This is a genomic window from Bacillus sp. 491mf, assembly GCF_900112415.1.
In the GTDB taxonomy this organism is placed as follows: Bacteria; Bacillota; Bacilli; order Bacillales; family Bacillaceae_G; genus Bacillus_A.
The window spans coordinates 25970-50972 of sequence record NZ_FOLV01000005.1 but is presented as its reverse complement, the minus strand read 5'-3'; the positions used below and the strand labels follow the sequence as shown (position 1 = coordinate 50972).

27 protein-coding genes are annotated in these 25003 nt (G+C 37.2%); 24 read left to right on the top strand and 3 right to left on the bottom strand.

The features are described from left to right. Positions 1-11: 11 nt before the first annotated feature. From spoIIIAA to BM211_RS07335, 8 genes are read left to right on the top strand one after another with little or no spacing between them, the layout of a single operon-like run. A complete protein-coding gene (gene spoIIIAA, locus BM211_RS07370) occupies positions 12-935 on the top strand; it encodes a stage III sporulation protein AA (protein WP_035429535.1) in 924 nt (307 codons plus the stop codon). Continuing rightward, positions 932-1447: a stage III sporulation protein SpoIIIAB gene (gene spoIIIAB, locus BM211_RS07365; RefSeq protein ID WP_035429533.1), complete on the top strand. Its 516-nt coding sequence runs from the start codon at positions 932-934 to the stop codon at positions 1445-1447. Before spoIIIAA ends, spoIIIAB begins: the two co-directional genes overlap by 4 nt. Positions 1448-1459: 12 nt before the next feature. After that, positions 1460-1663, top strand: a complete 204-nt coding sequence (gene spoIIIAC / locus BM211_RS07360; protein ID WP_020061584.1) for a stage III sporulation protein AC — start codon at positions 1460-1462, stop codon at positions 1661-1663. A 20-nt stretch (positions 1664-1683) separates the two neighbouring features. After that, complete coding sequence (spoIIIAD, locus tag BM211_RS07355; protein ID WP_081904754.1) at positions 1684-2070, top strand: stage III sporulation protein AD; 387 nt, start codon at positions 1684-1686, stop codon at positions 2068-2070. A gap of 11 nt (positions 2071-2081) precedes the next feature. Continuing rightward, positions 2082-3254, top strand: a complete 1173-nt coding sequence (spoIIIAE, locus tag BM211_RS07350; protein ID WP_090996132.1) for a stage III sporulation protein AE — start codon at positions 2082-2084, stop codon at positions 3252-3254. 12 nt (positions 3255-3266) lie between these two features. Further along, the gene (gene spoIIIAF, locus BM211_RS07345) at positions 3267-3896 is read left to right on the top strand and encodes a stage III sporulation protein AF (protein ID WP_090996129.1); all 630 of its coding nucleotides are present in this window, start codon (positions 3267-3269) and stop codon (positions 3894-3896) included. Beyond that, the gene (gene spoIIIAG, locus BM211_RS07340) at positions 3889-4527 is read left to right on the top strand and encodes a stage III sporulation protein AG (protein WP_035429527.1); all 639 of its coding nucleotides are present in this window, start codon (positions 3889-3891) and stop codon (positions 4525-4527) included. Before spoIIIAF ends, spoIIIAG begins: the two co-directional genes overlap by 8 nt. Before the next feature lie 12 nt (positions 4528-4539). Then, the gene (locus tag BM211_RS07335) at positions 4540-5097 is read left to right on the top strand and encodes a SpoIIIAH-like family protein (RefSeq protein ID WP_090996126.1); all 558 of its coding nucleotides are present in this window, start codon (positions 4540-4542) and stop codon (positions 5095-5097) included. A gap of 4 nt (positions 5098-5101) precedes the next feature. On the opposite strand, the gene BM211_RS07330 is transcribed toward BM211_RS07335, so the two are convergent. Continuing rightward, the gene (locus BM211_RS07330; protein WP_035429525.1) at positions 5102-5314 is read right to left on the bottom strand and encodes a hypothetical protein; all 213 of its coding nucleotides are present in this window, start codon (positions 5312-5314) and stop codon (positions 5102-5104) included. A gap of 564 nt (positions 5315-5878) precedes the next feature. Between BM211_RS07330 and accB the strand changes: the two genes are divergently transcribed. From accB to spo0A, 14 genes are all read left to right on the top strand, one after another. Next, on the top strand, positions 5879-6361 hold the full coding sequence (gene accB / locus BM211_RS07325; RefSeq protein ID WP_035429524.1) for an acetyl-CoA carboxylase biotin carboxyl carrier protein: 483 nt from the start codon (positions 5879-5881) through the stop codon (positions 6359-6361). Positions 6362-6378: 17 nt separating this feature from the next. Continuing rightward, positions 6379-7731 carry an acetyl-CoA carboxylase biotin carboxylase subunit gene (accC, locus tag BM211_RS07320; protein WP_035429950.1) on the top strand — a complete coding sequence of 451 codons (1353 nt, stop codon included), beginning with the start codon at positions 6379-6381 and terminating at the stop codon, positions 7729-7731. Between the two features lie 22 nt (positions 7732-7753). Beyond that, positions 7754-8146: an Asp23/Gls24 family envelope stress response protein gene (locus tag BM211_RS07315; protein WP_035429523.1), complete on the top strand. Its 393-nt coding sequence runs from the start codon at positions 7754-7756 to the stop codon at positions 8144-8146. A 347-nt stretch (positions 8147-8493) separates the two neighbouring features. Then, the gene (nusB, locus tag BM211_RS07310) at positions 8494-8877 is read left to right on the top strand and encodes a transcription antitermination factor NusB (protein WP_035429522.1); all 384 of its coding nucleotides are present in this window, start codon (positions 8494-8496) and stop codon (positions 8875-8877) included. A gap of 179 nt (positions 8878-9056) precedes the next feature. Then, complete coding sequence (gene folD, locus BM211_RS07305) at positions 9057-9917, top strand: bifunctional methylenetetrahydrofolate dehydrogenase/methenyltetrahydrofolate cyclohydrolase FolD (RefSeq protein ID WP_035429521.1); 861 nt, start codon at positions 9057-9059, stop codon at positions 9915-9917. 27 nt (positions 9918-9944) lie between these two features. Next, entirely contained in the window at positions 9945-11303 is a 1359-nt protein-coding gene (xseA, locus tag BM211_RS07300; RefSeq protein WP_090996122.1) for an exodeoxyribonuclease VII large subunit, read from the top strand. Beyond that, positions 11293-11523, top strand: a complete 231-nt coding sequence (locus BM211_RS07295) for an exodeoxyribonuclease VII small subunit (protein WP_035429519.1) — start codon at positions 11293-11295, stop codon at positions 11521-11523. Before xseA ends, BM211_RS07295 begins: the two co-directional genes overlap by 11 nt. After that, positions 11523-12416, top strand: coding sequence for a polyprenyl synthetase family protein (locus BM211_RS07290; protein ID WP_035429517.1), 894 nt, complete (start codon positions 11523-11525; stop codon positions 12414-12416). Before BM211_RS07295 ends, BM211_RS07290 begins: the two co-directional genes overlap by 1 nt. Positions 12417-12661: 245 nt before the next feature. Next, entirely contained in the window at positions 12662-14554 is a 1893-nt protein-coding gene (gene dxs / locus BM211_RS07280; protein WP_035429516.1) for a 1-deoxy-D-xylulose-5-phosphate synthase, read from the top strand. A 3-nt stretch (positions 14555-14557) separates the two neighbouring features. After that, positions 14558-15397, top strand: coding sequence for a TlyA family RNA methyltransferase (locus tag BM211_RS07275; protein ID WP_035429515.1), 840 nt, complete (start codon positions 14558-14560; stop codon positions 15395-15397). A gap of 155 nt (positions 15398-15552) precedes the next feature. Then, the gene (argR, locus tag BM211_RS07270; protein ID WP_028411221.1) at positions 15553-16002 is read left to right on the top strand and encodes an arginine repressor ArgR; all 450 of its coding nucleotides are present in this window, start codon (positions 15553-15555) and stop codon (positions 16000-16002) included. 472 nt (positions 16003-16474) lie between these two features. Continuing rightward, entirely contained in the window at positions 16475-18214 is a 1740-nt protein-coding gene (gene recN / locus BM211_RS07265; protein ID WP_035429514.1) for a DNA repair protein RecN, read from the top strand. A 119-nt stretch (positions 18215-18333) separates the two neighbouring features. After that, positions 18334-19635 (top strand): SpoIVB peptidase, encoded by a 1302-nt coding sequence (gene spoIVB / locus BM211_RS07260; RefSeq protein ID WP_035429513.1) that lies wholly within the window; start codon positions 18334-18336, stop codon positions 19633-19635. A 346-nt stretch (positions 19636-19981) separates the two neighbouring features. After that, entirely contained in the window at positions 19982-20776 is a 795-nt protein-coding gene (spo0A, locus tag BM211_RS07255) for a sporulation transcription factor Spo0A (protein ID WP_035429512.1), read from the top strand. Between the two features lie 392 nt (positions 20777-21168). Here the strand turns inward: spo0A and BM211_RS07250 are convergent, their stop codons facing one another. Then, positions 21169-21315 carry a YycC family protein gene (locus tag BM211_RS07250; protein WP_081904752.1) on the bottom strand — a complete coding sequence of 49 codons (147 nt, stop codon included), beginning with the start codon at positions 21313-21315 and terminating at the stop codon, positions 21169-21171. A 178-nt stretch (positions 21316-21493) separates the two neighbouring features. Between BM211_RS07250 and BM211_RS07245 the strand changes: the two genes are divergently transcribed. Further along, on the top strand, positions 21494-22222 hold the full coding sequence (locus BM211_RS07245; RefSeq protein ID WP_090996119.1) for a glycerophosphodiester phosphodiesterase: 729 nt from the start codon (positions 21494-21496) through the stop codon (positions 22220-22222). Positions 22223-22420: 198 nt separating this feature from the next. Here BM211_RS07245 and BM211_RS07240 read toward each other — a convergent pair whose 3' ends face one another. After that, a complete protein-coding gene (locus BM211_RS07240; RefSeq protein ID WP_035429510.1) occupies positions 22421-22654 on the bottom strand; it encodes a DUF2627 domain-containing protein in 234 nt (77 codons plus the stop codon). 138 nt (positions 22655-22792) lie between these two features. Between BM211_RS07240 and BM211_RS07235 the strand changes: the two genes are divergently transcribed. Then, positions 22793-24865 carry a sigma-54 interaction domain-containing protein gene (locus BM211_RS07235; RefSeq protein WP_035429509.1) on the top strand — a complete coding sequence of 691 codons (2073 nt, stop codon included), beginning with the start codon at positions 22793-22795 and terminating at the stop codon, positions 24863-24865. Positions 24866-25003 lie beyond the last annotated feature (138 nt).

Genomic DNA, 25003 nt, shown 5'->3' with positions numbered 1-25003 from the left:
GGGAGAGAGCTATGAAAGAAGTATTAGAGATGTTACCAAAGCAAATCGAACATTTTATACAGGACTATAAAGAAGATGACGGGTTGGAAGAAATACGGATCCGGATTGGAAGGCCGCTTGAATGTATTGCGCGCGGGGAAGCGCATTTTTATAACTACATTGTGACGAGAGAAGATGCAGCGTATTTGCTGAATAAGCTGAGTCAATATTCACTTTATACGATGGAAGAAGAATTAAAGCGAGGGTATGTTACACTGCGCGGAGGACATCGCGTTGGTTTAGCGGGCAAAGTCATTATGGAAAAGAGTGCAGTGAAAATGATTCGGGATGTGGCGTCATTTAATGTTCGGATTGCTCGGCAAAAAAAGGGGATTGCTGAGCCGCTTATCCCCTTTTTATATGATAAGCATTGGCTAAATACAATGATTATCGGTCCGCCGCAAACAGGGAAAACAACGTTACTGCGTGATGTAGCACGTCTCATAAGTGCAGGTGTTCCGAGGCAACATATCCCGTCTTGCAAAGTTGGCATTGTGGATGAAAGATCAGAAATTGCGGGGTGCGTGAAAGGTGTGCCGCAATATGAGTTTGGAACAAGGGTGGATGTGCTAGATGCATGTCCAAAAGCAGAAGGTATGATGATGATGATTCGCTCAATGAGTCCCGATATATTAATTGTTGACGAAATTGGCCGGCCAGAAGATAGCGAAGCAATTATGGAAGCAGTTCATGCTGGTGTTCAATTGTTTACGAGTGTGCATGGACAAGGACATGAAGACATACTGAAACGACCTTCGTTAAGGGAAATTATAGAACTAGGCGTGTTTGAACGCTTTATTGAGCTTTCGAAAATAAAAGGACCCGGAACGATTATGAATATGAAGGATGGCAGCGGAAAGCCGATTCGCCGCGGAGAGAAGGTGCTGAGCGGATGATTAAATTTTTTGGTGCGGCACTTATTGTGGCTGTATCAACATTTTTTGGTTTTTCATATGCGAAGAAATATAGTGAGCGTCCTCGCCAACTAAGGTTATTAAAGGCAGCTCTGCAATCACTTGAGGCGGAAATTATGTATGGACATACCCCGTTGTCAGAAGCAGCTGCACGTCTTGTAAAACAAATGCCAAAGCCTCTGAACTGGTTATTCGATAGTTTTCATGAACGATTAGAAAAGGGAGAGCAAACGGTTCGGGAGGCATGGATGGATAGCTTACAAGAAAATTGGAAACTTACAGCATTGAAGCAAACAGAATATGAGATTTTACAACAATTTGGAGAAACGTTAGGACAACACGATCGTGAGTCACAGCAAAAGCATATTCGTTTATGTATTACTCATTTAGAGAGAGAAGAAGGAGAAGCAAAAGAAATGCAAATTCAGTACGAAAAGATGATGAAAAGTTTAGGAGTATTAGCAGGATTACTTATCGTTATTTTATTGTTGTAAGGGGGAAAGGCGATGTCAATCGACGTTGGGTTAATCTTTCAAATTGCAGGAATTGGCATTATTCTAGCTTTTATTCATACTGTGCTGAAAGAATTAAAACGAGAAGATATTGCCAACTGGGTGATTCTCGTTGGCTTTGTCGTAATTTTATTCCAAGTTGCCTTTTTAATTAACAATTTATTTGACAAGATTAAAAGCGTCTTTCTTTTTCAGTAAAGGGGGCGATTCGAATCGAAATATTACAAATTGTAGGGCTTGGACTCGTAGCGACTTTTTTGGCGGCGGTATTGAATCAACATAAATCGAGTGTCACTTCAATGTTTATTGTATTTGTTAGTAGCGTTATGTTTTTACTTGTAATTGATCAAATTCATTCTATTTTAACGATGATTGAGCGCATTGCAAATGAAGCGAAAGTTAGCAATGTATATGTGGAAACGCTGCTGAAAATTATCGGGATTGCTTATATTGCAGAATTCGGTGCACAAATTACGAAAGATGCAGGGCAAGGAGCGATCGCTTCAAAAATTGAATTAGCGGGAAAAATTTTAATTTTAGTGATGGCGATTCCGATATTAACGGTTGTAATTGAAACGATTCTTGGTTTTTTACCGACTGGATAAAGGAGGGATGAATTGTGCGCCCGTTTGGAATGAAGCTTTTGTTTGCTTTTTTCCTCTTTTTTTCTTTTCCCATTATCGTACAAGCCTCTCCCCCGGAACATAACGTGATAGATGAACAACTTGGAAAGCTTGGGATAGAGGATGTAAAGAAATACTGGGATGATCTTGTTGCGAAGTACGGCGGATATTTACCGGAAAGTCAAAAGGGAAGTTTTATGGAGTTCGTCAAAGGGGAAAAAGAGTTTTCGATTAAAGAGTGGATGATTGGATTACTAAAGTATTTATTTCATGAATTAGTAGCTAACGGAAAGCTACTTGGGACACTTATAATGCTTACTATTTTTAGTGCGCTTTTGCAGTCGCTTCAATCTGCTTTTGCGAAAAGCAGCGTTGGGAAAATAGCGGATGCTGTTGTATATATGGTACTTATCGTTTTCGCTTTAAACAGCTTTTACGTTGTAATGACATATACAAGGGAAACCATTCAAACAATGATTGATTTCATTTTAGCACTCCTCCCAATTTTATTGGCGCTCATTGCGACAGGCGGCGGTGTTGTATCTGTTTCTTTCTTTCATCCCATTATTGTTTTTCTTATGAATACGAGCGGAATGCTTATGAATTATATCGTTTTACCGCTTCTTCTTCTTGCTACAATTTTAAGTATTGTCAGTACAATGAGCGATCAATATAAAGTCACAAAATTGTCCAAGCTGCTGCAAAATGTTAGCGTTAGCGTCATTGGGATTTTTTTAACAATCTTTCTTGGTGTGCTCTCTGTACAAGGAACGGCGACAGCGGTAGCGGATGGAATTGCTGTGAAAACAGCAAAGTTTGTAACAGGAAACTTTATCCCAGTTGTCGGTCGCATGTTTACTGAAGCAGCAGACACTGTACTTAGTGCATCGGCTTTATTAAAAAATACAGTGGGGATTGTTGGAGTTGTTATTTTATTACTTATCGTTGCTTTTCCTGCGATTCAAATTTTCTGCATTGCATTTATTTATAAATTTGCAGCAGCAGTATTGCAACCTGTCGGTGGAGGAGCAATTATTCAATGCCTAGATATTATTGGAAGAAGCATTATATACGTGTTTGCTTGTTTGGCTATTGTATCATTTATGTTTTTTCTAAGTATCACGATTGTTATCGCAGCTGGAAATATTACGTTAATGATGCGTTAGGAGTTGAGAAGGTTGCAGTTTGTCGTGGAATGGATTCGAAATATCATTGTGTTTCTCTTGTTAGCAACGATGCTTCATATGTTACTTCCTAATTCAAATTTACAAAAGTATGTCAAATTTGTTGTAAGTTTGCTTCTAGTCGTTCTAATATTAACTCCCCTATTTAAACTATTTCAAACAGATATTCAAGATGTGATTGCAAATGCTAGTCAGAACAAGTATATGGAAAACGGATCCATAGAAAATGAAATTAGTGAAAAGAAAAAAGAAATACAAGCCTCACAACGTGCATATATTTTAGAACAGATGGCTGTCCAAATGAAAAAACAAGTTGGAAAAGAACTAGAAGAACAATATGGTATGGCCGTTAAGAGTATGCAGATAAAAGTACCAGAAGACAAAAAGGAAGTGAAATCCCAGCAGGATATTCAGTCTGTTGTTGTATTACTTCAGGCAAATGAACGAAGTCGAACAGGAGCTATTGAAACAATCCAAAAGGTAGAAATTAACTCGAAAGAACCTCAAAAGACGTCGGAACAAAATACAGCTGAAATGAAACAATTTTTCTCAAACAAATGGCAACTAGAAGAGAACAAAATTAAGATTCAGGTGGAAGGGGGGATAGGCAAAGTAAATGAATAATAAATTTCAATTTCTTCGCAATCTTTTTAAAGGAAATGAAAAAGACGAGAAAGAGAAAAAAATTTCAGCAAAGTTTTTAATTATTTTACTCATAGTTGGGATCATCCTTATGTTTTCTAGTAATCTTTTCCAAGCAAAAGAACCAGAAGTACCTGTTCTTAAATCGCAAACAGAACAACCAAAAGATGTACCAACATTTGGACAAAAGAATAGTGACAACAAGTCTAACATTGATAAATACGAAAAAGAATATGAACAACAATTAAAAGAAGCGTTAGAAAGTGTTGCAGGCGTTAAAGATGTAACAATTGAAATTAATCTTGACTCATCAGAAGAAAAAATACTTGATAAAAATACAGTGAAACGATCGCAAACGACAGATGAAACAGATAAAGAAGGCGGAAAGCGAAAAGTTGGAGATGAATCGACAGATGAGAAAACAGTAATTGTCCGTCAAGGTGATAAAGAAGCTCCGATTATACTTCGAGAAAATAAGCCGAAAGTTCGCGGCGTTCTTGTTGTTGCGAAAGGAGTGGATAATTTACAAGTGAAACAGATGGTGATAGAGGCTGTTACGCGTATGTTAGAAGTTCCAAGTCACCGTGTATCCGTCTTACCAAAAAAGAATTAGGGAGGAAATAAAGTGCTAAAAAAACAAACAGTTTGGTTATTAACAATGCTAAGCTTGGTTATTGTACTTTCGGTATACTATGTGATGACGCCGGATAATAAAACAAAGGTTGTAACAACGTCATCAGGAGAGGGAGCGAAGGAAAAGCAAGGCTCTGAAAAGGAAACTAGTAAAAAAGAAGCAAGCCAGAAAGAAGGAAAAGTAACGAGTCATTCTGCTAGTGATGATAGTTTCACAGCACTTCGTTTGAAAATGGAGGATCAGCGCAGTGAAGTGAAAGAAAAATTGCAAGATGTAATGAATTCAACAAACGCTTCTGCAGACGAGAAAAATAAAGCAAAAGTTGAATTTGATGCATTGACTGATTTGGCAGCGAAAGAAACGTTATTGGAAACTTTAATTAAAACAAAAGGCGGTTTTAAAGACACGCTTGTACGTACAGATGGAAATGATATAAAAGTGACAGTAAAAGCAACAAAACTTTCTGCAAAAGAAGCAAATAGTATTATACAACTTGTAAAAAGTGAGACAGGTTTAATGGCAGATGTTCGATATGAAATAGCAAAGTAAAAAGCTATCGATTTTTTCGATAGCTTTTTTTATCCATTAGAAGTTCATCAAGCAATTGCAGTTCCGCTTCTGTTGTTTTTATAGGAGAAATTTGTTGTGAATGAAAAATCATTGGTTCTTGACAAAGGCGATTACTTTTTCCACATTTCATTTGAATACAGAGTGCCGCGCCCCAAATAATAACAGCTGGTAGAAAGAGAATAAGCCAAATGTTCACGTCTCACACCTCACTGTATTTGATTTCACCTTTACGATACTATTTTTATATGAAGGGAATATGAAGTGGATGTAAATAAACTTCAATTATTTAGTTAAAAATATACAAACTATAAATAAAGGGAATGGAGTGTTTTTTCGGAAGTGGTCTTGCCAATTTCGAGTGAAACTTGGTATTATTACTAGGTAACAAGAATATCATACTGTCATTTTGACAGGGATTTTCATACATCATACAGAAAAAATAAAATTGGAATGTTGAAAATATTTATCGTAAGATGAATATAAATATAAATGCATTTTGATTTTCCGACATACAAGTCGCTGTTATGCAGCGTACAACATGACCGCTTCTATGCGTGGCCAGACACTCTCGCCCGCATAAAAAGAAAGAAGGTTTTATGTCGATTTTTTAATTTGTATTTATATAGTATGAAACTTCATAGTAGTTTTTCATTGATAGTACGAGAAAGAGTTTATGATTGACTGTTCTAGCTGGATTCAGTGAATGGTATTTATTGAGCTGTTACAACAGGAAAAACAAGTATATAGGAGTGGATTTTACATGTTTAAAATTCAAGAAGTTCGTGAGTTAATTAAGTTAATTGATGATTCTAATATTGATGAATTTGAATACAAAAAAGATGGTACGACAATTAAGATGAAAAAGCGTGGCAATGAAGTAATTGCTGTGCAGCAGGCTCCAGTAGTGCAAAAACCTGTACAAGTTATAGCGCCAGAAGTAGTTGCTGCGCCAGCTCAAGTTGAGGCTCCAAAGCAAGAAGAGAAACAAGTATTACAAGATGAGAACTTACTTAAAATTACATCTCCAATGGTTGGGACGTTCTATGCATCTCCATCACCAGATGCATCAGCATATGTAAATGTAGGAGATCGCGTAACAGAAGGAAAAATTGTTTGTATCGTAGAAGCAATGAAACTCTTTAATGAAATTGAAGCAGAAGTAAATGGAGAAATCGTTGAAATTCTTGTGAATAACGGTCAGCTTGTTGAATATGGACAACCGCTATTTCTTGTAAAAGCATAATAAGGGAGTCTAGAATGATGATTAAAAAAGTATTAATTGCCAACCGTGGGGAAATTGCGGTACGAATTATTCGTGCATGCAAAGAAATGAATATTGAAACAGTTGCAATTTATTCTGAAGCAGATAAAGAAGCACTGCATGTACAAATTGCGGATGAAGCGTACTGTGTTGGTCCAACTGTATCGAAGGAAAGCTATTTAAACTTAACGAACATTATTAGCGTTGCAAAATTAACAGGTTGTGATGCAATTCACCCTGGATATGGATTTTTAGCAGAAAATGCTGATTTTGCAGAACTTTGCCGTGAATGTAACTTGATTTTTATCGGTCCAAGCCCAGAAGCTATTTCAAAAATGGGCACAAAAGACGTTGCACGTGATACAATGAAGGAAGCAGGGGTTCCGATTGTACCGGGTTCACAAGGAATAATTAAAAATATCGAAGAAGCAGTAGCACTTGCAGAGAACATTGGATATCCTGTTATAATTAAAGCAACAGCGGGCGGCGGCGGAAAGGGAATTCGCGTTGCGCGTACAGAAGAAGAGCTTGTAAAAGGAATTCAAATTACACAGCAAGAGGCAAGTACCGCTTTTGGAAACCCTGGTGTATACTTAGAAAAGTATATTGAAGATTTCCGTCATGTAGAAATTCAAGTAATGGCAGATAATCATGGTAACGTCATTCATTTAGGAGAGCGTGATTGTACAATTCAGCGTCGTTTGCAAAAACTGCTAGAAGAGTCACCATCTCCAGCTTTAGATGCTACCATTCGTCAACAAATGGGAGAAGCGGCAGTGAAAGCAGCGGCAGCAGTAGATTATACAGGTGCTGGCACAGTTGAATTTATTTACGAATATAAAACGAAAAGTTTCTATTTCATGGAAATGAATACGCGAATTCAAGTTGAGCATCCTGTAACTGAAATGGTGACGGGAGTAGACCTTATTAAAGAGCAAATTCGCGTCGCATCAGGAGAGCAGTTATCACTGCAGCAAGAAGAAGTACAATTTAACGGTTGGGCAATTGAGTGCCGAATTAATGCGGAAAACCCTGCCAAAAACTTTATGCCATCTCCAGGAAAGGTAGAAATGTATTTACCGCCAGGAGGATTTGGTATTCGCGTTGATTCAGCTGTATATCCTGGGTATACGATTCCACCTTATTACGATTCGATGGTTGCAAAGCTTATTGTTTATGGTAAAACACGTGAAGAAGCAATTGCGAAAATGAAACGAGCGCTAAGTGAATTCGTCATTGAGGGTGTACATACGACGATTCCGTTTCATTTACAACTTCTTGACCACCCTGAATTTGTACAAGGGGAATTTAATACGAAGTTTTTAGAACAGCATGATTTAACGGCGCACTGATACATTTAAAGGAGGTTTTTTCATGGCTGATCATATGTTAGACATGGGACAAGATACAACTCTTGGTAAAGTAGAAATCGCACCGGAAGTAATTGAAGTAATTGCAGGAATTGCTGCTTCTGAAGTAGAAGGCGTAGCAGCAATGCGTGGTAACTTTGCAGCAGATGTTGTTGAGAAGTTAGGAAAGAAAAATCATGGAAAAGGCGTAAAAGTAGAATTAGCAAACGATGATATTATCGTTGATGTTTACGTATTAATGTATTTTGGTGTTGCAATTCCGGTTGTTGCACAAAACATTCAAGATAATATTCGTCAAGCGCTGTTTACAATGACAGGTCTTGAACCGAAAGAAATAAACGTTCATATCGTTGGTGTAACATTTGAGACACCAAAGACAGAAATTGAGCCAGTGTAATACTGAAAAAGGTGCCTTGTGATTCGGGCACCTTTTTTATCGTTTGTATTCTTCAAAATTAAATTTTTAAAAATATTAAATTATTTGGAAAAATAAAAAATCCCTAAAGGTGAACTTGTGTTTTTTAAAAAAACGTACATTGTGGTATGATATGGAACCTGAAGTTAATCTTTTTATTATTTTTCCGTGAGGGAACTCGTGTATGAAACGATAAATTGTGGTATTATCATTGTATTATAAGATTGAAAGCTGAGCAAAAATTATAAAGAATAAGTAATTCGATGGCTTATAAATTATAATAATATAACAAAACATAAGAAAGACTTGAAGCACAAAGGAGAGTTATAATGAAACGTAGGACGGCTAGAGAAAGAGCGATGCAAGCACTCTATCAAATGGATATTACCGGAGACTACAATCCGAAAGCAGCAGTAGAAAACACACTTGAAGAAGGCGAAAATACAAATGAATTTCTAGAAGCGCTTGTCTTCGGCTGTGTAGAGCATAAAGAAGCAATTGATGAACTTATTCGCCAAAATTTAAAAAAGTGGAAATTAGAACGCATTAGCATTGTTGATCGCAGCATTTTACGAATTGCTGTGTATGAAATGAAATACATGGAAGATATTCCACATAACGTGTCTATTAATGAGGCAATTGAAATTGCAAAAGCATATGGGGACGAGGAATCTCGTCGTTTTATTAACGGCGTTTTATCTAGCGTACAGTAAAACTTTCTTGGGCGGGGAACTTCATCCCCGTTCAAGAAAGTTCTTGTCAAAACGGCTTTTACGGGCAGTTATCTTTCATCTTTATTCTTTCTTTTTTCAGAATGTTAATGTGGGAGCTATACTGCCCGTTAGAGCGGGAGAAAAAGTAGCTTTGTAATTTTAAAAGGGGGAATTTTGATATGGTAGCAGTAATCATCAAAGGAAATGAAGTTGCAGAGAAAAAGAGATCACAGTTAAAAGAGAACGTTGCAGAACTAAAAAAACAAGGAATTGTACCAGGATTAGCTGTTATTTTAGTCGGAGACGATCCCGCTTCTCATTCGTATGTAAAGGGAAAAGAAAAAGGCTGCGAACAAGTTGGAATTTATTCTGAGTTAATTACATTTCCAGATTCAATTACACAAGATCGTTTATTAGCGGAAATCGACCGCTTAAACAATGATGATCGTATTCATGGTATTTTAGTGCAATTACCGTTGCCAAACCATATTGAAGAGAAAGCTATCATTGAAAAAATTTCTCCTGAGAAAGATGTGGATGGTTTCCACCCAATTAGTATTGGTCGTATGATGACAGGACAAGATACGTTCCTTCCATGTACACCGCATGGTATTTTAGAATTAGTAAAAGAAACAAATCTTGATATTACAGGGAAACACGTTGTTGTTATTGGACGAAGCAATATTGTTGGAAAACCGGTCGGACAACTGTTTTTAAATGAAAATGCAACAGTTACATATTGTCATTCAAAAACAGCGAATATAAAAGAATTAACGAAATTAGCTGATATTTTAATTGTTGCAGTTGGAAGAGCGAAAATGGTAACAGCTGATTACGTAAAAGAAGGCGCAGTTGTAATTGATGTCGGAGTAAACCGTTTAGAAACTGGAAAACTGTGCGGTGATGTTGATTTTGACGATGTATTAAACGTTGCAAGTCACATTACACCAGTACCAAAAGGCGTAGGCCCAATGACGATTACAATGCTATTAGAAAATACAGTATTATCTGCACAGCGCGCAGGTGTTGTTTGTAAGTAATTGTAGGGCGGCTATGAGGAGAGAGAAATGGAAAAGCAATATTTAACCGTTACAGCGTTAACTCGTTATATGAAAACTAAAATAGAGTATGACCCTCACTTGCAGTCTGTTTGGTTAAAAGGAGAAATTTCAAATTTTAAATATCATAGCCGCGGTCATATGTATTTCACATTAAAAGATGAAAATGCAAGAATTGCTGCGGTCATGTTTGCGAGTCATAATCGCAATGTAAAGTTCAGACCAGAAGACGGGATGAAAGTGCTTGTAAAAGGAAAAATCTCTGTTTATGAAGCAAGTGGTTCATATCAAATCTATATTCAGGATATGCAGCCAGATGGAGTAGGGAATCTTCATTTAGCGTATGAGCAATTGAAGGCTCGTTTAGAAGAAGAAGGGCTGTTTTCACAAGTATATAAACGAATAATTCCTGCGTATCCGACAACAATTGGTGTGATAACCTCACCAACGGGTGCGGCAATTCGGGATATTATGACGACAATTGCTCGCCGTTATCCGATTGGAAACGTAATTGTATTTCCAGTTTTAGTACAAGGGGAGTTTGCAGCCCCCTCAATTGTGCAAGCTATCGAACAGGCAAATGAAATGCATGATATCGATGTGTTAATTGTTGGACGCGGCGGAGGTTCGATTGAAGAGCTGTGGGCGTTTAATGAAGAAACAGTGGCCCGGGCAATTTTTGTGAGTCAAATTCCAATCATTTCTGCTGTAGGACATGAAACAGATTTTACAATTGCAGATTTTGTTGCGGATTTAAGAGCTCCAACGCCAACAGCGGCAGCTGAACTGGCAGTCCCTCATATTCTTGAATTAGAAGAAAAAGTGATGCAGCGTACACTTCGCTTGACACGAGCGATGCGTGAGATGATGAACTCTAGGCAGGAACATTTGCAAGCACTGCAAAAATCATATGCGTTTCGTTATCCAAAGCAATTGTATGAGCAAAAGGAAGAACAATTGGATCGTACAATTGATAAGTTGATACAAACGAAAGAGCGTTACATAGAAAAGAAGACGAATCAACTTCAACAATTGTCATTTTATTTAGGAAAGCATCATCCCACGCAAAAAATTGAACAAACGAAAATTGCGTTAGACACATTGCAAAAGCAATTGCAACGTGAAATGCAGTCTCTATTGCAAGGAAAAGAGTTTGCTTTTACAAGAGCGATAGAGAAGTTAGAAACGTTAAGTCCGCTTAGAGTGATGATGCGAGGCTACGGTCTTGTTTATAATAATGAGAAACAGGTGCTAAAAAGCATAAAAGAAATTGAGCTTGGAGCTGAAGTGAAAGTACAGCTTCAAGATGGTGTATTAGACTGTAATGTATGGGGAATAGAGGAGCGTGAACTAGGCGATGGAAAATAAAGTGAGCTTTGAAGAAGCGATTGCAAAGCTTGAACAAATTGTTTCCAAGCTCGAGCAAGGTGATGTTCCGCTTGAGGAAGCAATTTCGTATTTCAAAGAAGGTATGGAGCTTTCTAAACTTTGCGATGGAAAATTAAAAGATGTACAAGAACAAATGGCTGTCATACTTGGTGAAAATGGTGAACTTCGTCCGTTTTCTACTTTAGGAGAGGAAGTATAATGACGCATTTAACTTTTGATGCTTTTATGAAAGATAGTAAAGCATTAGTAGAGGAAAATCTTGTGCGTTATGCAAATGCCTTGCAATGTCCAAAGGTGCTGCGCGAGGCGATGGTGTATTCATTAGAAGCGGGCGGAAAGCGACTCCGTCCGTTACTTTTATTTGCGACGCTACAAGCGTTTGGAAAAGATAGAGAGTTAGGGATAGGTACAGCTTGCGCATTAGAAATGATTCATACATACTCCTTAATTCATGATGATTTACCTTGTATGGATGATGATGACCTACGCCGCGGGAAACCAACAAATCATAAAGTGTTCGGTGAGGCGATGGCAGTACTAGCTGGTGATGGGTTATTAACATATGCATTCCAAGTCGTAACAGAGCAAGACCATAAAGAAATTACTTCCGAAACAAAACTACGCATCGCACTAGAGCTCGCTAAAGCAGCGGGACCGGAAGGAATGGTCGGTGGGCAAGTTGCGGATATGGAAGCGGAAGGGAAGCAATTAAACCTCCGTGAATTAGAATATATTCATAAGAATAAAACCGGACGTTTATTAGAATTTGCTGTATTAGCTGGTGCGTTATTATCGGGGGCTACGGCTGAGCAACAAGAAAAATTACTTGCCTTTGCAAAGAATGTCGGACTTGCTTTTCAAATTCGTGATGATATTCTAGATGTAGAAGGAATAGAAGAAGAAATTGGGAAACCGGTCGGAAGCGATATGACAAATGAAAAAAGTACATATACAACATTATTTACAGTAGAAGAAGCGAAGCAAATTTTAGAAGAAACAATTACGAAAGCAAAGGATGCCATTTCTTCATTACGATTACAAGATGAATATTTGTTAGTCATTTGTGATTTAATTGCAAAGCGCAACCACTAGTATAAGAATGTTTTCATTTGTTGAGCCATTCAGGATTTTATGGTATAAATGTAGACAAAGGTTTTTCTTTTCTTTTTATTGGCAAAAATATACGTAGATTACATTGCCGTTATCACTTTGTGTTAGCGGCTCTTTTTTCATCGTATAAAATAAAGAGTATGCTTGATTTTTGTAATACAATTAAGTGCAACTATATTTTACGGTTGCCATGATGACAGATTATGAAACGAAAGTGAGTGATCCTGGTGGATCTGACGCAAATTCAAAATCCTAGTTTTTTGAAGGATATGTCTATAAGCGAGCTAGAAGCGTTAAGCGAAGATATTCGAAAGTTTTTAATTGAAGAGCTTTCTCAAACAGGTGGACATATTGCTCCAAATCTAGGTGTAGTAGAACTCACAATTGCTTTGCATAAAGTATTCGATAGTCCAAGAGATAAATTTTTATGGGATGTAGGACATCAATCCTATGTACATAAAATTTTAACGGGGCGTGCAAAGGAATTTGGCACATTAAGACAATATAAAGGTTTATGTGGTTTTCCAAAGCGTTGTGAAAGTGAACATGATGTATGGGAAACGGGACATAGCTCTACTTCCTTATCTGCTGCCATGGGAATGGCACTTGCTCGTGATTTAAAGAAAACGAAAGAGTACATTGTTCCGATTATTGGCGATGGTGCATTAACAGGCGGAATGGCGCTTGAGGCACTCAATCATATTGGACATGAACAAACAGATATGACGGTTATCTTAAACGATAATGAAATGTCGATTGCACCGAACGTTGGAGCATTGCATAACGTACTTGGACGTTTACGTACAGCAGGGAAATATCAATGGGTAAAAGATGAACTAGAATACTTATTAAAGAAAATTCCAGCTGTCGGTGGTAAAGTAGCTGCAACGGCTGAAAAAGTAAAAGATAGCTTGAAATATTTACTCGTTTCTGGTGTGTTTTTTGAAGAGCTAGGCTTTACATATTTAGGGCCTGTTGATGGTCATGATTATGAAAGTTTATTTGAAAATCTTCAATATGCTAAGAAAACGAAAGGGCCTGTTATTGTTCATGTCATTACGAAAAAAGGAAAAGGCTATAAGCCAGCTGAAAGTGACGTAATTGGAACTTGGCATGGTACAGGACCGTACAAAATTGAGTCTGGTGATTTCGTAAAGCCGAAAGAAGCTGCGCCAGCATGGAGTTCAGTTGTTAGTGAAGCAGTTCGTAAATTAGCGAAGAATGATCAGCGCATCGTTGCTGTGACGCCAGCAATGCCGGTTGGGTCAAAGCTTGAAAAATTTGCAAAAGAATTCCCAAATCGTATGTTTGATGTTGGGATTGCTGAGCAGCACGCAGTAACAATGGCAGCTGGTTTAGCAACGCAAGGCATGAAGCCGTTTTTAGCGATTTATTCTACATTTTTACAACGCGCTTATGATCAAGTTGTTCACGATGTATGTCGCCAAAATTTAAATGTCTTTTTCGGGATTGACAGAGCGGGATTAGTAGGAGCTGACGGAGAAACGCATCAAGGTATATTTGATATTGCATTTTTACGTCATCTTCCAAATATTGTTTTGATGATGCCGAAAGACGAAAATGAAGGTCAACATATGGTATATACAGCAATCAATTACGAAGATGGACCAATTGCGCTTCGTTACGCGCGTGGAAATGGACTTGGTGTGCCTATGGATGAAGAGTTTAAAGAAATTCCAATCGGTACATGGGAAACAATTCGCGAGGGATCACAAGCAGCGATTTTAACATTTGGTACGACAATTCCGATGGCAATGGAAGCGGCAGAATTACTTGAGAAGAAAGGGATTTCTGTAAAGGTTGTGAATGCCCGCTTTATTAAGCCAATGGACGAAGCGTGCTTGCATGAGCTATTAGGAAAGAATATGCCGATTTTAACAATTGAAGAGGCATGTTTAATTGGAGGGTTTGGTTCTGGTGTGTTAGAGTTTGCAAGTGAGCATGGATACCATAATGCGCTAATTGAGTGTATGGGTATACCAGACCATTTCATTGAACATGGCAGTGTCTCTAAACTTCTTGAAGAAATTGACTTAACAACAGATGCCGTTGTTGAACGCATTTGTACAATGATTCCATTAAAACAAAAAAGGGCGTAACAAATGAGCGGAAAAAAAGAACGAGTAGATGTACTATTAGTAGAACGAGGACTTGTTGAAACAAGAGAAAAAGCGAAGCGTGCTGTTATGGCAGGTCTTGTATATGCAAATGAAATGCGTCTAGATAAGCCAGGTGAAAAAATACCGCAAGATACAGAAATTACAGTAAAAGGACAAGTAATGCGTTATGTAAGCCGTGGTGGATATAAGTTAGAAAAGGCGTTAGAGACGTTTCATATAGATTTGCAAGATAAGATTATGCTCGATATTGGTTCATCAACGGGTGGATTTACGGATTGTGCTTTGCAAAATGGTGCAAAGCTATCATATGCTTTAGATGTAGGTTATAACCAACTTGCATGGAAATTAAGACAGGATGAGCGTGTTGTCGTAATGGAACGGACGAATTTTCGTTATGTAACACCTGCTGATTTGCAAAAAGGATTACCACAATTTTCAAGCATTGATGTATCGTTTATATCATTAAAATTAATTTTACCTGTATTGAAAACGATGTTAACACCTGGTGGTGATGTTGCAGCGCTTATTAAGCCGCAATTTGAAGCTGGGCGAGAGCAAGTTGGGAAAAAGGGAATTGTTCGAGACCGTAAAGTGCATGAAGCGGTGATAGAAATGATTGTCGATTTTGCGCTGGCTGAAGGTTACGATGTTCAAAACTTAACATTTTCTCCAATTACAGGTGGAGATGGAAACATTGAATTTTTAATACATTTAAAATGGCATGGTGAGCGTGAACAAGGAGAAAATCAATCACCTGTTCAAGCGGAGGAAGTTGTGACAGAAGCTCACGAAGCCTTAAAGAAAAAAGGAAAAGAGGAATAACAATTGTTGTTCCTCTTTTTACACATATAGAAAGTTAGAATTGTATAACGATTGTAAAAACAATTATGTACAAGTAGCCGATTATACGTTAACATAAATAAGTGAAGTATAACAATGGTAAAACTACGGTAAGAGATAGTGCGAGGTGCAAAAATATGAATAAAGGGCAGCGCCATATTAAAATTCGAGAAATTATTGCAAATAAAGAAATTGAAACACAAGACGAACTAGTGGATATTTTACGTAATGAAGGTTTTAATGTAACACAAGCAACGGTATCACGAGATATTAAAGAATTACATTTAGTAAAGGTACCACTTCATGATGGACGGTATAAATATAGCTTACCGGCCGATCAGCGTTTTAATCCACTTCAAAAACTAAAACGCAATCTTGTTGATTCGTTTGTTAAATTAGATACAGCTGGTCATATGCTTGTGTTAAAGACATTGCCAGGTAATGCGCATGCTCTCGGTGCGCTGATTGATCATTTAGAATGGGATGAAATTATTGGCACAATTTGCGGTGATGATACGTGTTTAATTATTTGCCGTACACCTGAAGATACAGGGGTTGTATCGAATCGCTTTTTAAATATGCTGTAACAAAAAGAATCTTGTCTACTTTATTACTCAAAAGAGTAAAAAGTAGGCAAGATATTTTTGTTATGGAGAAAGAGAAAAACTTATCAATACAAGTTGAAAAAATGGACATAAAAAACTCTTTCTTTTAGGGGAGACGGAGCGAGTCTGGCCATGCATAGAAACTGTCAGGGCCTTTTTCTGCCACGCACGGCGGTAAAACCAAGAGGGAAAACGAGAGCATATCATATTTTGTTCCGTATAACCGTAATGTATAGGTTGAACAACCGAAATGGATTTATAGAGTATGTGAAAATATACTTTTCTACATGGGAATATCATTATTGATACATTGACCATAAAAACAAATGTTTGGTACAATGAAGCAGGTTACATAACATATTCTTCATCAAAAAGAAGTAATAGAAGAATGAATGTGTGAATAGTTTAAGCCTCCCATGCGGAGTGTGAATGAAATAACGAGGTGAATGAGGCATTGTTATCGGAATTATCGATTAGAAACTTTGCTATTATAGAATCATTAAACATTTCTTTTCAAAAAGGGCTCACGGTTTTAAGTGGTGAAACGGGCGCAGGGAAATCCATCATTATTGATGCGATTAGTCTTCTGGTTGGGGGACGTGGTTCAGCGGAATTTGTCCGTTATGGGACAGATAAAGCTGAAATTGAAGGTTTGTTTTATATTGAAGATGAACAGCATCCTTGTGTTATGAAAGCAGAAGAACTTGATATTGAAATTGAAGATGGCATGATCATTTTAAAGCGGGATATCTCTGTGAATGGAAAAAGTGTATGCCGTGTCAATGGAAAGCTTGTTACATTAAGTACGTTAAAGGAAATTGGAAAAACGCTTGTCGATATTCATGGACAGCATGAAACGCAAGATTTGATGAATGAAGACCGCCATTTATTTATGCTTGATCATTTTGAGGGAGATCATATTTTAGTTCAGCTAGAAAAGTATCAAAGTATGTATAGGGAATATGAGCAATTAAAAAAGCAATTGCAATCTTTAACAGAGAATGAGCAACAAATGGCACATCGTCTAGATTTAATTCAATTTCAACATGAAGAGATTCGAAATGCGGATTTAAAAATAGATGAGGAACAAAATTTATTAGAAGAACGATTGAAGATTTCGAACTTCGAAAAGATTTATAAAGCATTGGGTGATTCGTATCGTGCTTTAACGGAAGACAGTTCTGGTTTAGATCATGTTCGAAATGCAATGAATCAAATGGAGAACATTACGGATTTGGATACTGCATATCAAGAAAGCTATGATGCGATCGCAAATAGTTATTATTTATTGGAAGAAGTAGCGTATCAGCTCCGCGAAAAGTTAGATATGATGGAATACGATCCAAATCGTTTAGATGAAATTGAAACACGTTTAAATGAAATTCGTATGTTAAAGCGTAAATATGGAAATACTGTAGAAGAGATTTTAGCGTATGCAGATGAAATTGAAAAAGAGATATTTACGATTGAAAATAAAGATGTACACATTGAAACGACGAAAAAGAAACTAAAGGAAATCGAACAGCTTATAGTGAAAGAGGCGATTATCTTAAGTGACATGCGTCATGATCTTGCGAATCGATTAACAACGGCTATTCATCAAGAGTTGAAAGAGCTGTACATGGAAAAAACAAAATTCGAAGTGATGATAAAGAAAAAAGAAGGAACAATTGACGATCCGCTAGTTGAGGGAGCTCCTGTCAAAATGACACAAGATGGGTATGATAATGTAGAATTTTATATTTCCACGAATCCAGGGGAACCGTTAAAGCCGCTTTCTAAAGTTGCTTCAGGAGGGGAATTATCCCGTATTATATTGGCGTTAAAGAGTATTTTCTCTAAACATCAAGGAGTTGCCTCTGTTATTTTCGATGAGGTAGACACTGGGGTAAGTGGACGTGTTGCGCAGGCGATTGCTGAAAAGATTTATCGCGTTTCTGTCAATTCGCAAGTGCTATGTATTACGCATTTACCGCAAGTTGCGTCCATGGCAGATTCTCATTTATTTATTCGTAAACAAATTGCGAATGAACGCACGGTTACATCTGTTGCTGTACTTAGTCAAGATGATAAAGTAACAGAAATTGCTCGTATGATATCTGGTGTGGAAATTACTGACTTAACGACGGAGCATGCTAGAGAGTTGCTCTCGCAGGCACATCGTTTTAAACAAGCAGCAGAAGCTATCCAGTAATGGATAGCTTTTTTATTAACAGCATGGATTTCTTAATTCTTCCGGTTATAAAGAGAGGGTGGCAAGGAGACATTAAATAATGAAGCCGCTTGGCTGAATGTGGGTTAGGAGCGAGGAGAGTGAAAAGATTGAAATTAGAGCAATTTCGAAAAATCATAGGGATCTGTCTCCTTGTTTCACTTGTCTTTATCGGATGTTATAAACCGATTCGTGAGTTTATTTCATTTCCAAAGCAACTTGTTATATTTCAAAATCAAGATTCAAAAGTATCTTCTTTGCCTGTATTTCAAACAAAATCAACTGATGAAACGGTTTTTACGATTGCTTCTGGGCGTGCTAGTGAAAAAACAATTTCACTAAATACGCATCAAAGTGGAGAAGCCGATATGGTTTATGAGCTTGCAGGATTACCTGTGAAAAAAGTAAATGTGAAAGTACTAAAAGATTTTAAAGTAATTCCAGGCGGGCAATCAATTGGTGTGAAATTAAATGCAAAAGGGGTACTTGTTGTAGGGCATCATTTAATTCAAACAGAAAAAGGGAAAGTATCTCCTGGTGAGCTTGCGGGTGTACAAGTTGGGGATATGATTACTGAAATAAATGGTAAGACAATTGAACGAATGAGTGATATTGCACCATTTATTCATAATAGCGGGAAAACGGGAGAATCGCTTAATCTTGTTTTGTTAAGAGATGGAAAATATATTCGAACAAAATTATCTCCGCAAAAAGATGGTGGGGAACAGTCTTATCGAATTGGATTGTATATTCGTGACTCAGCTGCAGGTATTGGGACAATGACGTTTATTCATCCAGAATCAATGAAATATGGCGCGCTTGGTCATGTGATTTCTGACAATGATACGAAAAAACCAATTCAAGTTGAAGATGGACAAATTGTCCGTTCGACAGTAACATCAATTGAACGCGGTAGTAATGGAGATCCAGGTGAAAAATTAGCGAAATTTTCACCAGATCATGAAGTTATTGGTAATATTACAACGAATAGTCCATTTGGTATTTTTGGTAAGTTAAATACAGAAATGAAAAATGGGATTATGGATGAAGCGCTTCCGATTGCCCTTTCTCATCAAGTAAAAGAAGGGCCTGCGAAAATTTTGACAGTTATTGACCAAGATAAAGTAGAAGCGTTCGATATAGAAATTGTAAGTACAGTTCCGCAAAAGTTCCCTGCAACAAAGGGAATGGTTGTAAAAATTACAGATAAGCGCTTGTTAGAAAAAACAGGTGGGATCGTACAAGGAATGAGCGGTAGTCCTATTGTACAGGATGGGAAATTAGTTGGAGCTGTAACGCACGTATTCGTTAATGATCCAACATCTGGATATGGTGTTCATATTGAGTGGATGTTACATGAAGCGGGAATTAATATTTATACGGATCAGAAAAAAGCAAGCTGAACTTGTATTCAGCTTGCTTTTTTTGTTACTTTTAAATGGAGAAGAAAGAAGGAAAAATCTTCTTATTAATAAAAAAATTTCTTGTTAAGCCGTTGAAATGTTACAAAAGTTTCGCAACGGGTGGATTTTGTTGTAAAATAAAAGTAGAGTATGTATATTCGGCTGTAATCATATGATGGAATATGTAAAAGAACAATAAGAAATGGACGATAAAAATGTTTTTTTGTGATTTTTTCGGAATTTAAGAAAGTTTTAAAGGGGATTTTCACATAATTGTCGAACAATTCATGTAGTCTAGAAGGAAATACTTTTTGCCGGGAGAAACCATTAGTAGGGAGGAAAAGCTGTGGAGAAAATTAAAGTGTGTCTCGTGGATGATAATAAGGAACTTGTATCGATGTTAGAAAGTTATGTTGCTGCACAGGATGATATGGAAGTGATTGGTGTAGCGTATAATGGTCAAGAGTGCTTAAATTTATTAAAAGAGAGACAACCAGATGTACTCGTTCTCGATATTATTATGCCACATTTAGATGGTCTCGCAGTACTAGAAAAAATGCGTCATATTGATCGTTTTAAACAGCCAAATGTTATTATGTTAACAGCATTTGGACAGGAGGATGTGACGAAAAAGGCTGTTGATTTGGGGGCGTCATATTTTATTTTGAAACCATTTGATATGGAAAATTTAACAAGTCATATTCGTCAAGTTAGTGGGAAATCAAGCACTACTATTAAACGACCGCTACCAGCTTTTCGCTCTGTAACAACGTCTGATGGAAAACCAAAAAATTTAGATGCAAGCATTACAAGTATCATTCATGAAATTGGCGTACCAGCTCATATTAAAGGGTATATGTATTTGCGTGAAGCGATTTCTATGGTCTATAACGATATTGAATTACTTGGATCCATTACAAAAGTACTATATCCAGATATCGCAAAGAAATATAATACAACAGCGAGTCGTGTGGAACGTGCGATTCGTCATGCGATTGAAGTTGCGTGGAGCCGTGGGAATATTGATTCCATTTCTTCTTTATTTGGCTATACAGTATCCATGTCAAAAGCGAAACCGACGAATTCCGAATTCATCGCGATGGTTGCAGATAAGTTGAGGCTTGAACATAAGGCGAGTTAATTGTTGATAATATAAGGTTTTTAATGTTTAGTGGTAATGGAAAGTTACCTATACACTTCTTTTCTTACCAACAAATAACGTTAATATAGTTTAAAAAACACCGTCTTTTATTGGTTTGTAAAAATACAAATCAATGGAAGACGGTGTTTTTATATTGTTCAATAGAAGATACAACTATTGCATGGCGTTGGCGATAAATAAAATATTATTAAGGAAAGGGTACAGATTAGTATTGTTGTCCTTTTTTGTATTTCGCTAGTGCTATTAGAGGTTTTCTTTTGAACAGATAGAATATTTAAGTGTTATAAGTCATTGTCGTAATGAATAAGAGGTAATCCCCCGCTGATTAAAGTTTCACTTTATAAGAAAAGTCCTGTACATAACAGGACTGCCTATTCTTTCTCTTGATTTTGTTTTTCTAATTCAACGAGTTTTTGAATTAAAATATGCTGAGGCATATGCATAAGCTGTTCAAGTGGAACGCCGAGAGCTTTAGATAATTTAATAGCTGTCTCTGGTGAAAGTTGTAATGGTCTCATAACAGTACCTCCTTTTTGTATAGTATAACATAAAGTGAAATAAGCATTATTGTAGGGGAATTGCTAGTGGTAGCTCATAAGGTTATGTAAATGCCGTATGGAAAATAGATTGTTTCATTTACAACCTGCAATGATTTTGTGCTAACTTTTAAAGTGTGAGGAAATTTGAGGTGAGAAGATGACGCTTATTTTTGGGCACCGCGGAGCCGCGGGGACGTATCCGGAAAATACGATGGTTTCTTTTCGTGCGGCGGAGAAATTTGGGGCTGATGGAATTGAATTAGATGTGCAGTTCACAAAAGATAATAAAATTGTCGTCATTCATGATGAGACAGTAAATCGAACGACAAATGGAAAAGGTGCTGTTCGAAATTATATATATACAGATTTACGTGCGTTAGATGCGAGTTATACATTTTATGATAAGGTCGGTGTGCAGCCCATTCCTTTATTAGAGGAAGTATTAGAGTGGCTGAAAACAAACAAACTTATTCTTAATATTGAATTTAAGAATAATAAGGTGCCGTACCCTGGTTTAGAGGAAGAGGTAATTACACTAATTCGAAAATATAGCATGGAGGAGCGAACGATTCTATCTTCTTTTAATCATTATAGTATGAAAAAGTGTCATATGATGGCTCCTGATATTGAGACGGCGATTTTATACAAGGATGGATTACATAGCCCTTGGGCTTACGCCGAAAAGATGGGAGCGAGTGCTATTCATCCGAACTACCAGTATATTTCGGATGGAGTTGTAGAGTTAACGATGGAAAATGGTGTAGCTGTCCGTCCATATACAATCAATGATGAGGACGTGATGAGGAAGTTTTTTAAGATGAATGTGACGGCTATTATTACAGACTATCCAGAGCGTGCAAAAGGACTATTACAAGGTAAAAAATGAGACCTTTCTTCAGTGAAGGTCTCATTTTTTTTAGAACCTTGAAATTGTGAGGTATTTCAAGGTGAAGAATTCTATTGCGCTATCCGTGTGCTACTTCGGCATTTCTAAAGAAGAAAGATGTGTGCTAACTGTCCGTAAAAGTCCGATTGGTTCAACTAACCATTCGAAGGGAAAGCGCCTTCGAATGGAAGTTTCACTTTATCTTCGAAATCGAGCTTGTACTTTATTTCGTTTTCGGTCGCGGTATAAAACGAAGCCGCCAAAGATATAAAAACCAATCGCAAAACAGAGTACTCCAATTACAAATTGTAGCCATAAGGCAGGGATAGGAGAGAAAAGAATGCCGAAGACAGTATCTCTCATCAGTTTAATGCCTACTACAGCTAGTAAAATCGGGATAACTGCAAATAGGAGAGCGAGATAACGTTGCATAAGGAAGACTCCTTTTCTGAAAATTTGGTATATAAAAAATGATGTAATAATTCATGTTCGTTTGTCAAGAGGTTTTGGAAGAAGTAAGATAAAGGTGTGAAAAATTTTGCAGAGATGCTGCGGGAGGATTGGTAGCATATGAAACAAAGAGCGTTAATTATTGGAGCGGGTGCTGGAGGTAGTGCGATTCTAGGACTGCTACAAAAATCGAATATATTTGAAGTAGTTGCAATTGTAGATATTAATGAAAAAGCAATGGGAATTCAACTTGCAAAGAGTCTTTATATCCCCACCGGGAGTAATTGGGAATTGTTTGTGCGTGAGGATGTTGACGTCATATTTGATATGACAGGTGATTATAGTGTGTATGAACAAGTTTTGGTGAAGAAAAAAGAAGATTCGCTACTTGTCCCAGGGAATGTTGCGAATATTGGTGTGAAGCTTGCGCATGAAAAGGAAAGGTTGATCGGGCAATTAAAAGATCAAACGCAGCAACGGGATCTTATTTTAAATTCCACACACGACGGTATGATTGTGGTTGATAAAGAAGGGCATGTACTATTATTCAATAAAAGTGCGGAACGGATGACGGGATATAAAAGAGAAGAAGTTGTTAATAAATACATTTTAGAAGTGATTCCAACAAGTAAGTTGCTTCGAATTATTCGTACGAAACAAATTGAGATTAATCAAGAGTTAACGTTAGATAATGGGAAGAAAATTATTTCAACGCGTATTCCGATTTTAAATGAAATTGGAGAGGTGCAAGGGGCGTTTGCAGTTTTTAAAGATATTACTGAAATTGTGAATTTGGCCGAAGAAGTAACGGATTTAAAAGAAATTCAAACATTGCTAGAAGCGATTATTCATTCTTCTGAAGAAGCAATTTCTGTTGTCGATGAACAAGGACGAGGACTTGTGATTAACCCGGCTTATACAAAATTAACGGGTCTTTCAGAAGAAGATATTATTGGTAAGCCGGCGACAACGGATATTGTAGAAGGAGAAAGTATGCATATGAAGGTGCTGCGGACACGCCGGGCAGTGCGTGGTATTCATATGAAAATTGGGCAAAAAAAGAGAGATGTTATTGTAAACGTAGCTCCGGTTATTGTTGATGGGATTTTAAAAGGGAGTGTCGGAGTAATTCGCGATGTATCCGAAATTCAAAAATTAACAGACGAATTAAATAGGGCGAGACAAATTATTCGTACGTTGGAAGCAAAGTATTCATTCGACGATATTGTTGGAACGTCAGAGGAAATTGTGGTAGCGATTGAACAAGCGAAACTAGGGGCGAATACACCAGCGACAGTACTTCTTCGGGGAGAGTCAGGAACTGGAAAGGAATTGTTTGCGCATGCTATTCATAATGGCAGCAATCGGAAGTACAATAAGTTTGTTCGTGTAAACTGTGCAGCAATTTCTGAATCGTTATTAGAGAGTGAACTGTTTGGTTATGAAGAAGGTGCGTTTTCAGGAGCGCGTCGCGGGGGGAAACGAGGCTTTTTTGAAGAAGCGAACAATGGAAGTGTTTTTTTAGATGAAATAGGAGAATTGTCTGCGAATACACAAGCGAAGTTACTTCGTGTGTTGCAAGAGAAGGAAATTGTGAGAGTTGGAGGTACGAAGCCGATTCCAATTAATGTTCGAGTGATTGCTGCAACACATGTGAATTTAGAAAAGGCAATTTTAGATGGTGATTTTCGGGAAGATTTATATTATCGGTTAAATAAAATTCCGATTCATATTCCATCACTTGGTCAGCGTAAAGAAGATATTAGTGAAATTGCCGAGCGATTAATTCAAAAGATTAATCAAGATTACGGACGTAATGTTGAGGGATTAACGGAAGCAGCGGTACAGTACTTACAATCATATGATTGGCCGGGAAATGTGCGTGAGCTTGAAAATATTTTAGGACGAGCAATTATTTTTATGAATTATAACGAGATGTATATCGATGTTCATCATTTACCGCCGTTACATCATGAGGAACAACATGAACTTATTGGGAGTAATTTACTTCCTGAAATAGAAGAAAGGCCTCTTGAAAATTTAGTGGCTGAATTTGAGGGGAATATAATTCATGAGTACTTGTCTAGATTTAACGGGAACAAAACAAAAACAGCACAAGCGCTCGGGATTTCGGTTCGGAATTTATATTATAAGTTAGAAAAGTACGAGTGTGCAAAAAATGGCATGCAATAAATTGCACACCACGCAATATTTTGCGTGGTGTGCATAATGCGACAATATTAGACAGAATTTTTTGTGTAGTTACAAAATGTTGATTTTTCTACGTTTTGAATGCGTTTTCAAAAATATTTAAACGAAATTAAAAAGTTG

Bases quoted from the DNA above. Each gene is read 5' to 3' on its own strand.
- BM211_RS07240 (WP_035429510.1), bottom strand. From the start codon at position 22,654: ATGCAACGTTATCTCGCTCTCCTATTTGCAGTTATCCCGATTTTACTA.
- spoIIIAB (WP_035429533.1), top strand. From the start codon at position 932: ATGATTAAATTTTTTGGTGCGGCACTTATTGTGGCTGTATCAACATTT.
- BM211_RS07315 (WP_035429523.1), top strand. From the start codon at position 7,754: ATGGCTGATCATATGTTAGACATGGGACAAGATACAACTCTTGGTAAA.
- argR (WP_028411221.1), top strand. From the start codon at position 15,553: ATGAATAAAGGGCAGCGCCATATTAAAATTCGAGAAATTATTGCAAAT.
- BM211_RS07275 (WP_035429515.1), top strand. From the start codon at position 14,558: ATGAGCGGAAAAAAAGAACGAGTAGATGTACTATTAGTAGAACGAGGA.
- BM211_RS07250 (WP_081904752.1), bottom strand. From the start codon at position 21,315: ATGAGACCATTACAACTTTCACCAGAGACAGCTATTAAATTATCTAAA.
- BM211_RS07295 (WP_035429519.1), top strand. From the start codon at position 11,293: ATGGAAAATAAAGTGAGCTTTGAAGAAGCGATTGCAAAGCTTGAACAA.
- accC (WP_035429950.1), top strand. From the start codon at position 6,379: ATGATTAAAAAAGTATTAATTGCCAACCGTGGGGAAATTGCGGTACGA.
- spoIIIAG (WP_035429527.1), top strand. From the start codon at position 3,889: ATGAATAATAAATTTCAATTTCTTCGCAATCTTTTTAAAGGAAATGAA.
- xseA (WP_090996122.1), top strand. From the start codon at position 9,945: ATGGAAAAGCAATATTTAACCGTTACAGCGTTAACTCGTTATATGAAA.
- BM211_RS07290 (WP_035429517.1), top strand. From the start codon at position 11,523: ATGACGCATTTAACTTTTGATGCTTTTATGAAAGATAGTAAAGCATTA.
- spoIIIAA (WP_035429535.1), top strand. From the start codon at position 12: ATGAAAGAAGTATTAGAGATGTTACCAAAGCAAATCGAACATTTTATA.
- BM211_RS07245 (WP_090996119.1), top strand. From the start codon at position 21,494: ATGACGCTTATTTTTGGGCACCGCGGAGCCGCGGGGACGTATCCGGAA.
- accB (WP_035429524.1), top strand. From the start codon at position 5,879: ATGTTTAAAATTCAAGAAGTTCGTGAGTTAATTAAGTTAATTGATGAT.
- nusB (WP_035429522.1), top strand. From the start codon at position 8,494: ATGAAACGTAGGACGGCTAGAGAAAGAGCGATGCAAGCACTCTATCAA.
- BM211_RS07235 (WP_035429509.1), top strand. From the start codon at position 22,793: ATGAAACAAAGAGCGTTAATTATTGGAGCGGGTGCTGGAGGTAGTGCG.
- spoIIIAC (WP_020061584.1), top strand. From the start codon at position 1,460: ATGTCAATCGACGTTGGGTTAATCTTTCAAATTGCAGGAATTGGCATT.
- folD (WP_035429521.1), top strand. From the start codon at position 9,057: ATGGTAGCAGTAATCATCAAAGGAAATGAAGTTGCAGAGAAAAAGAGA.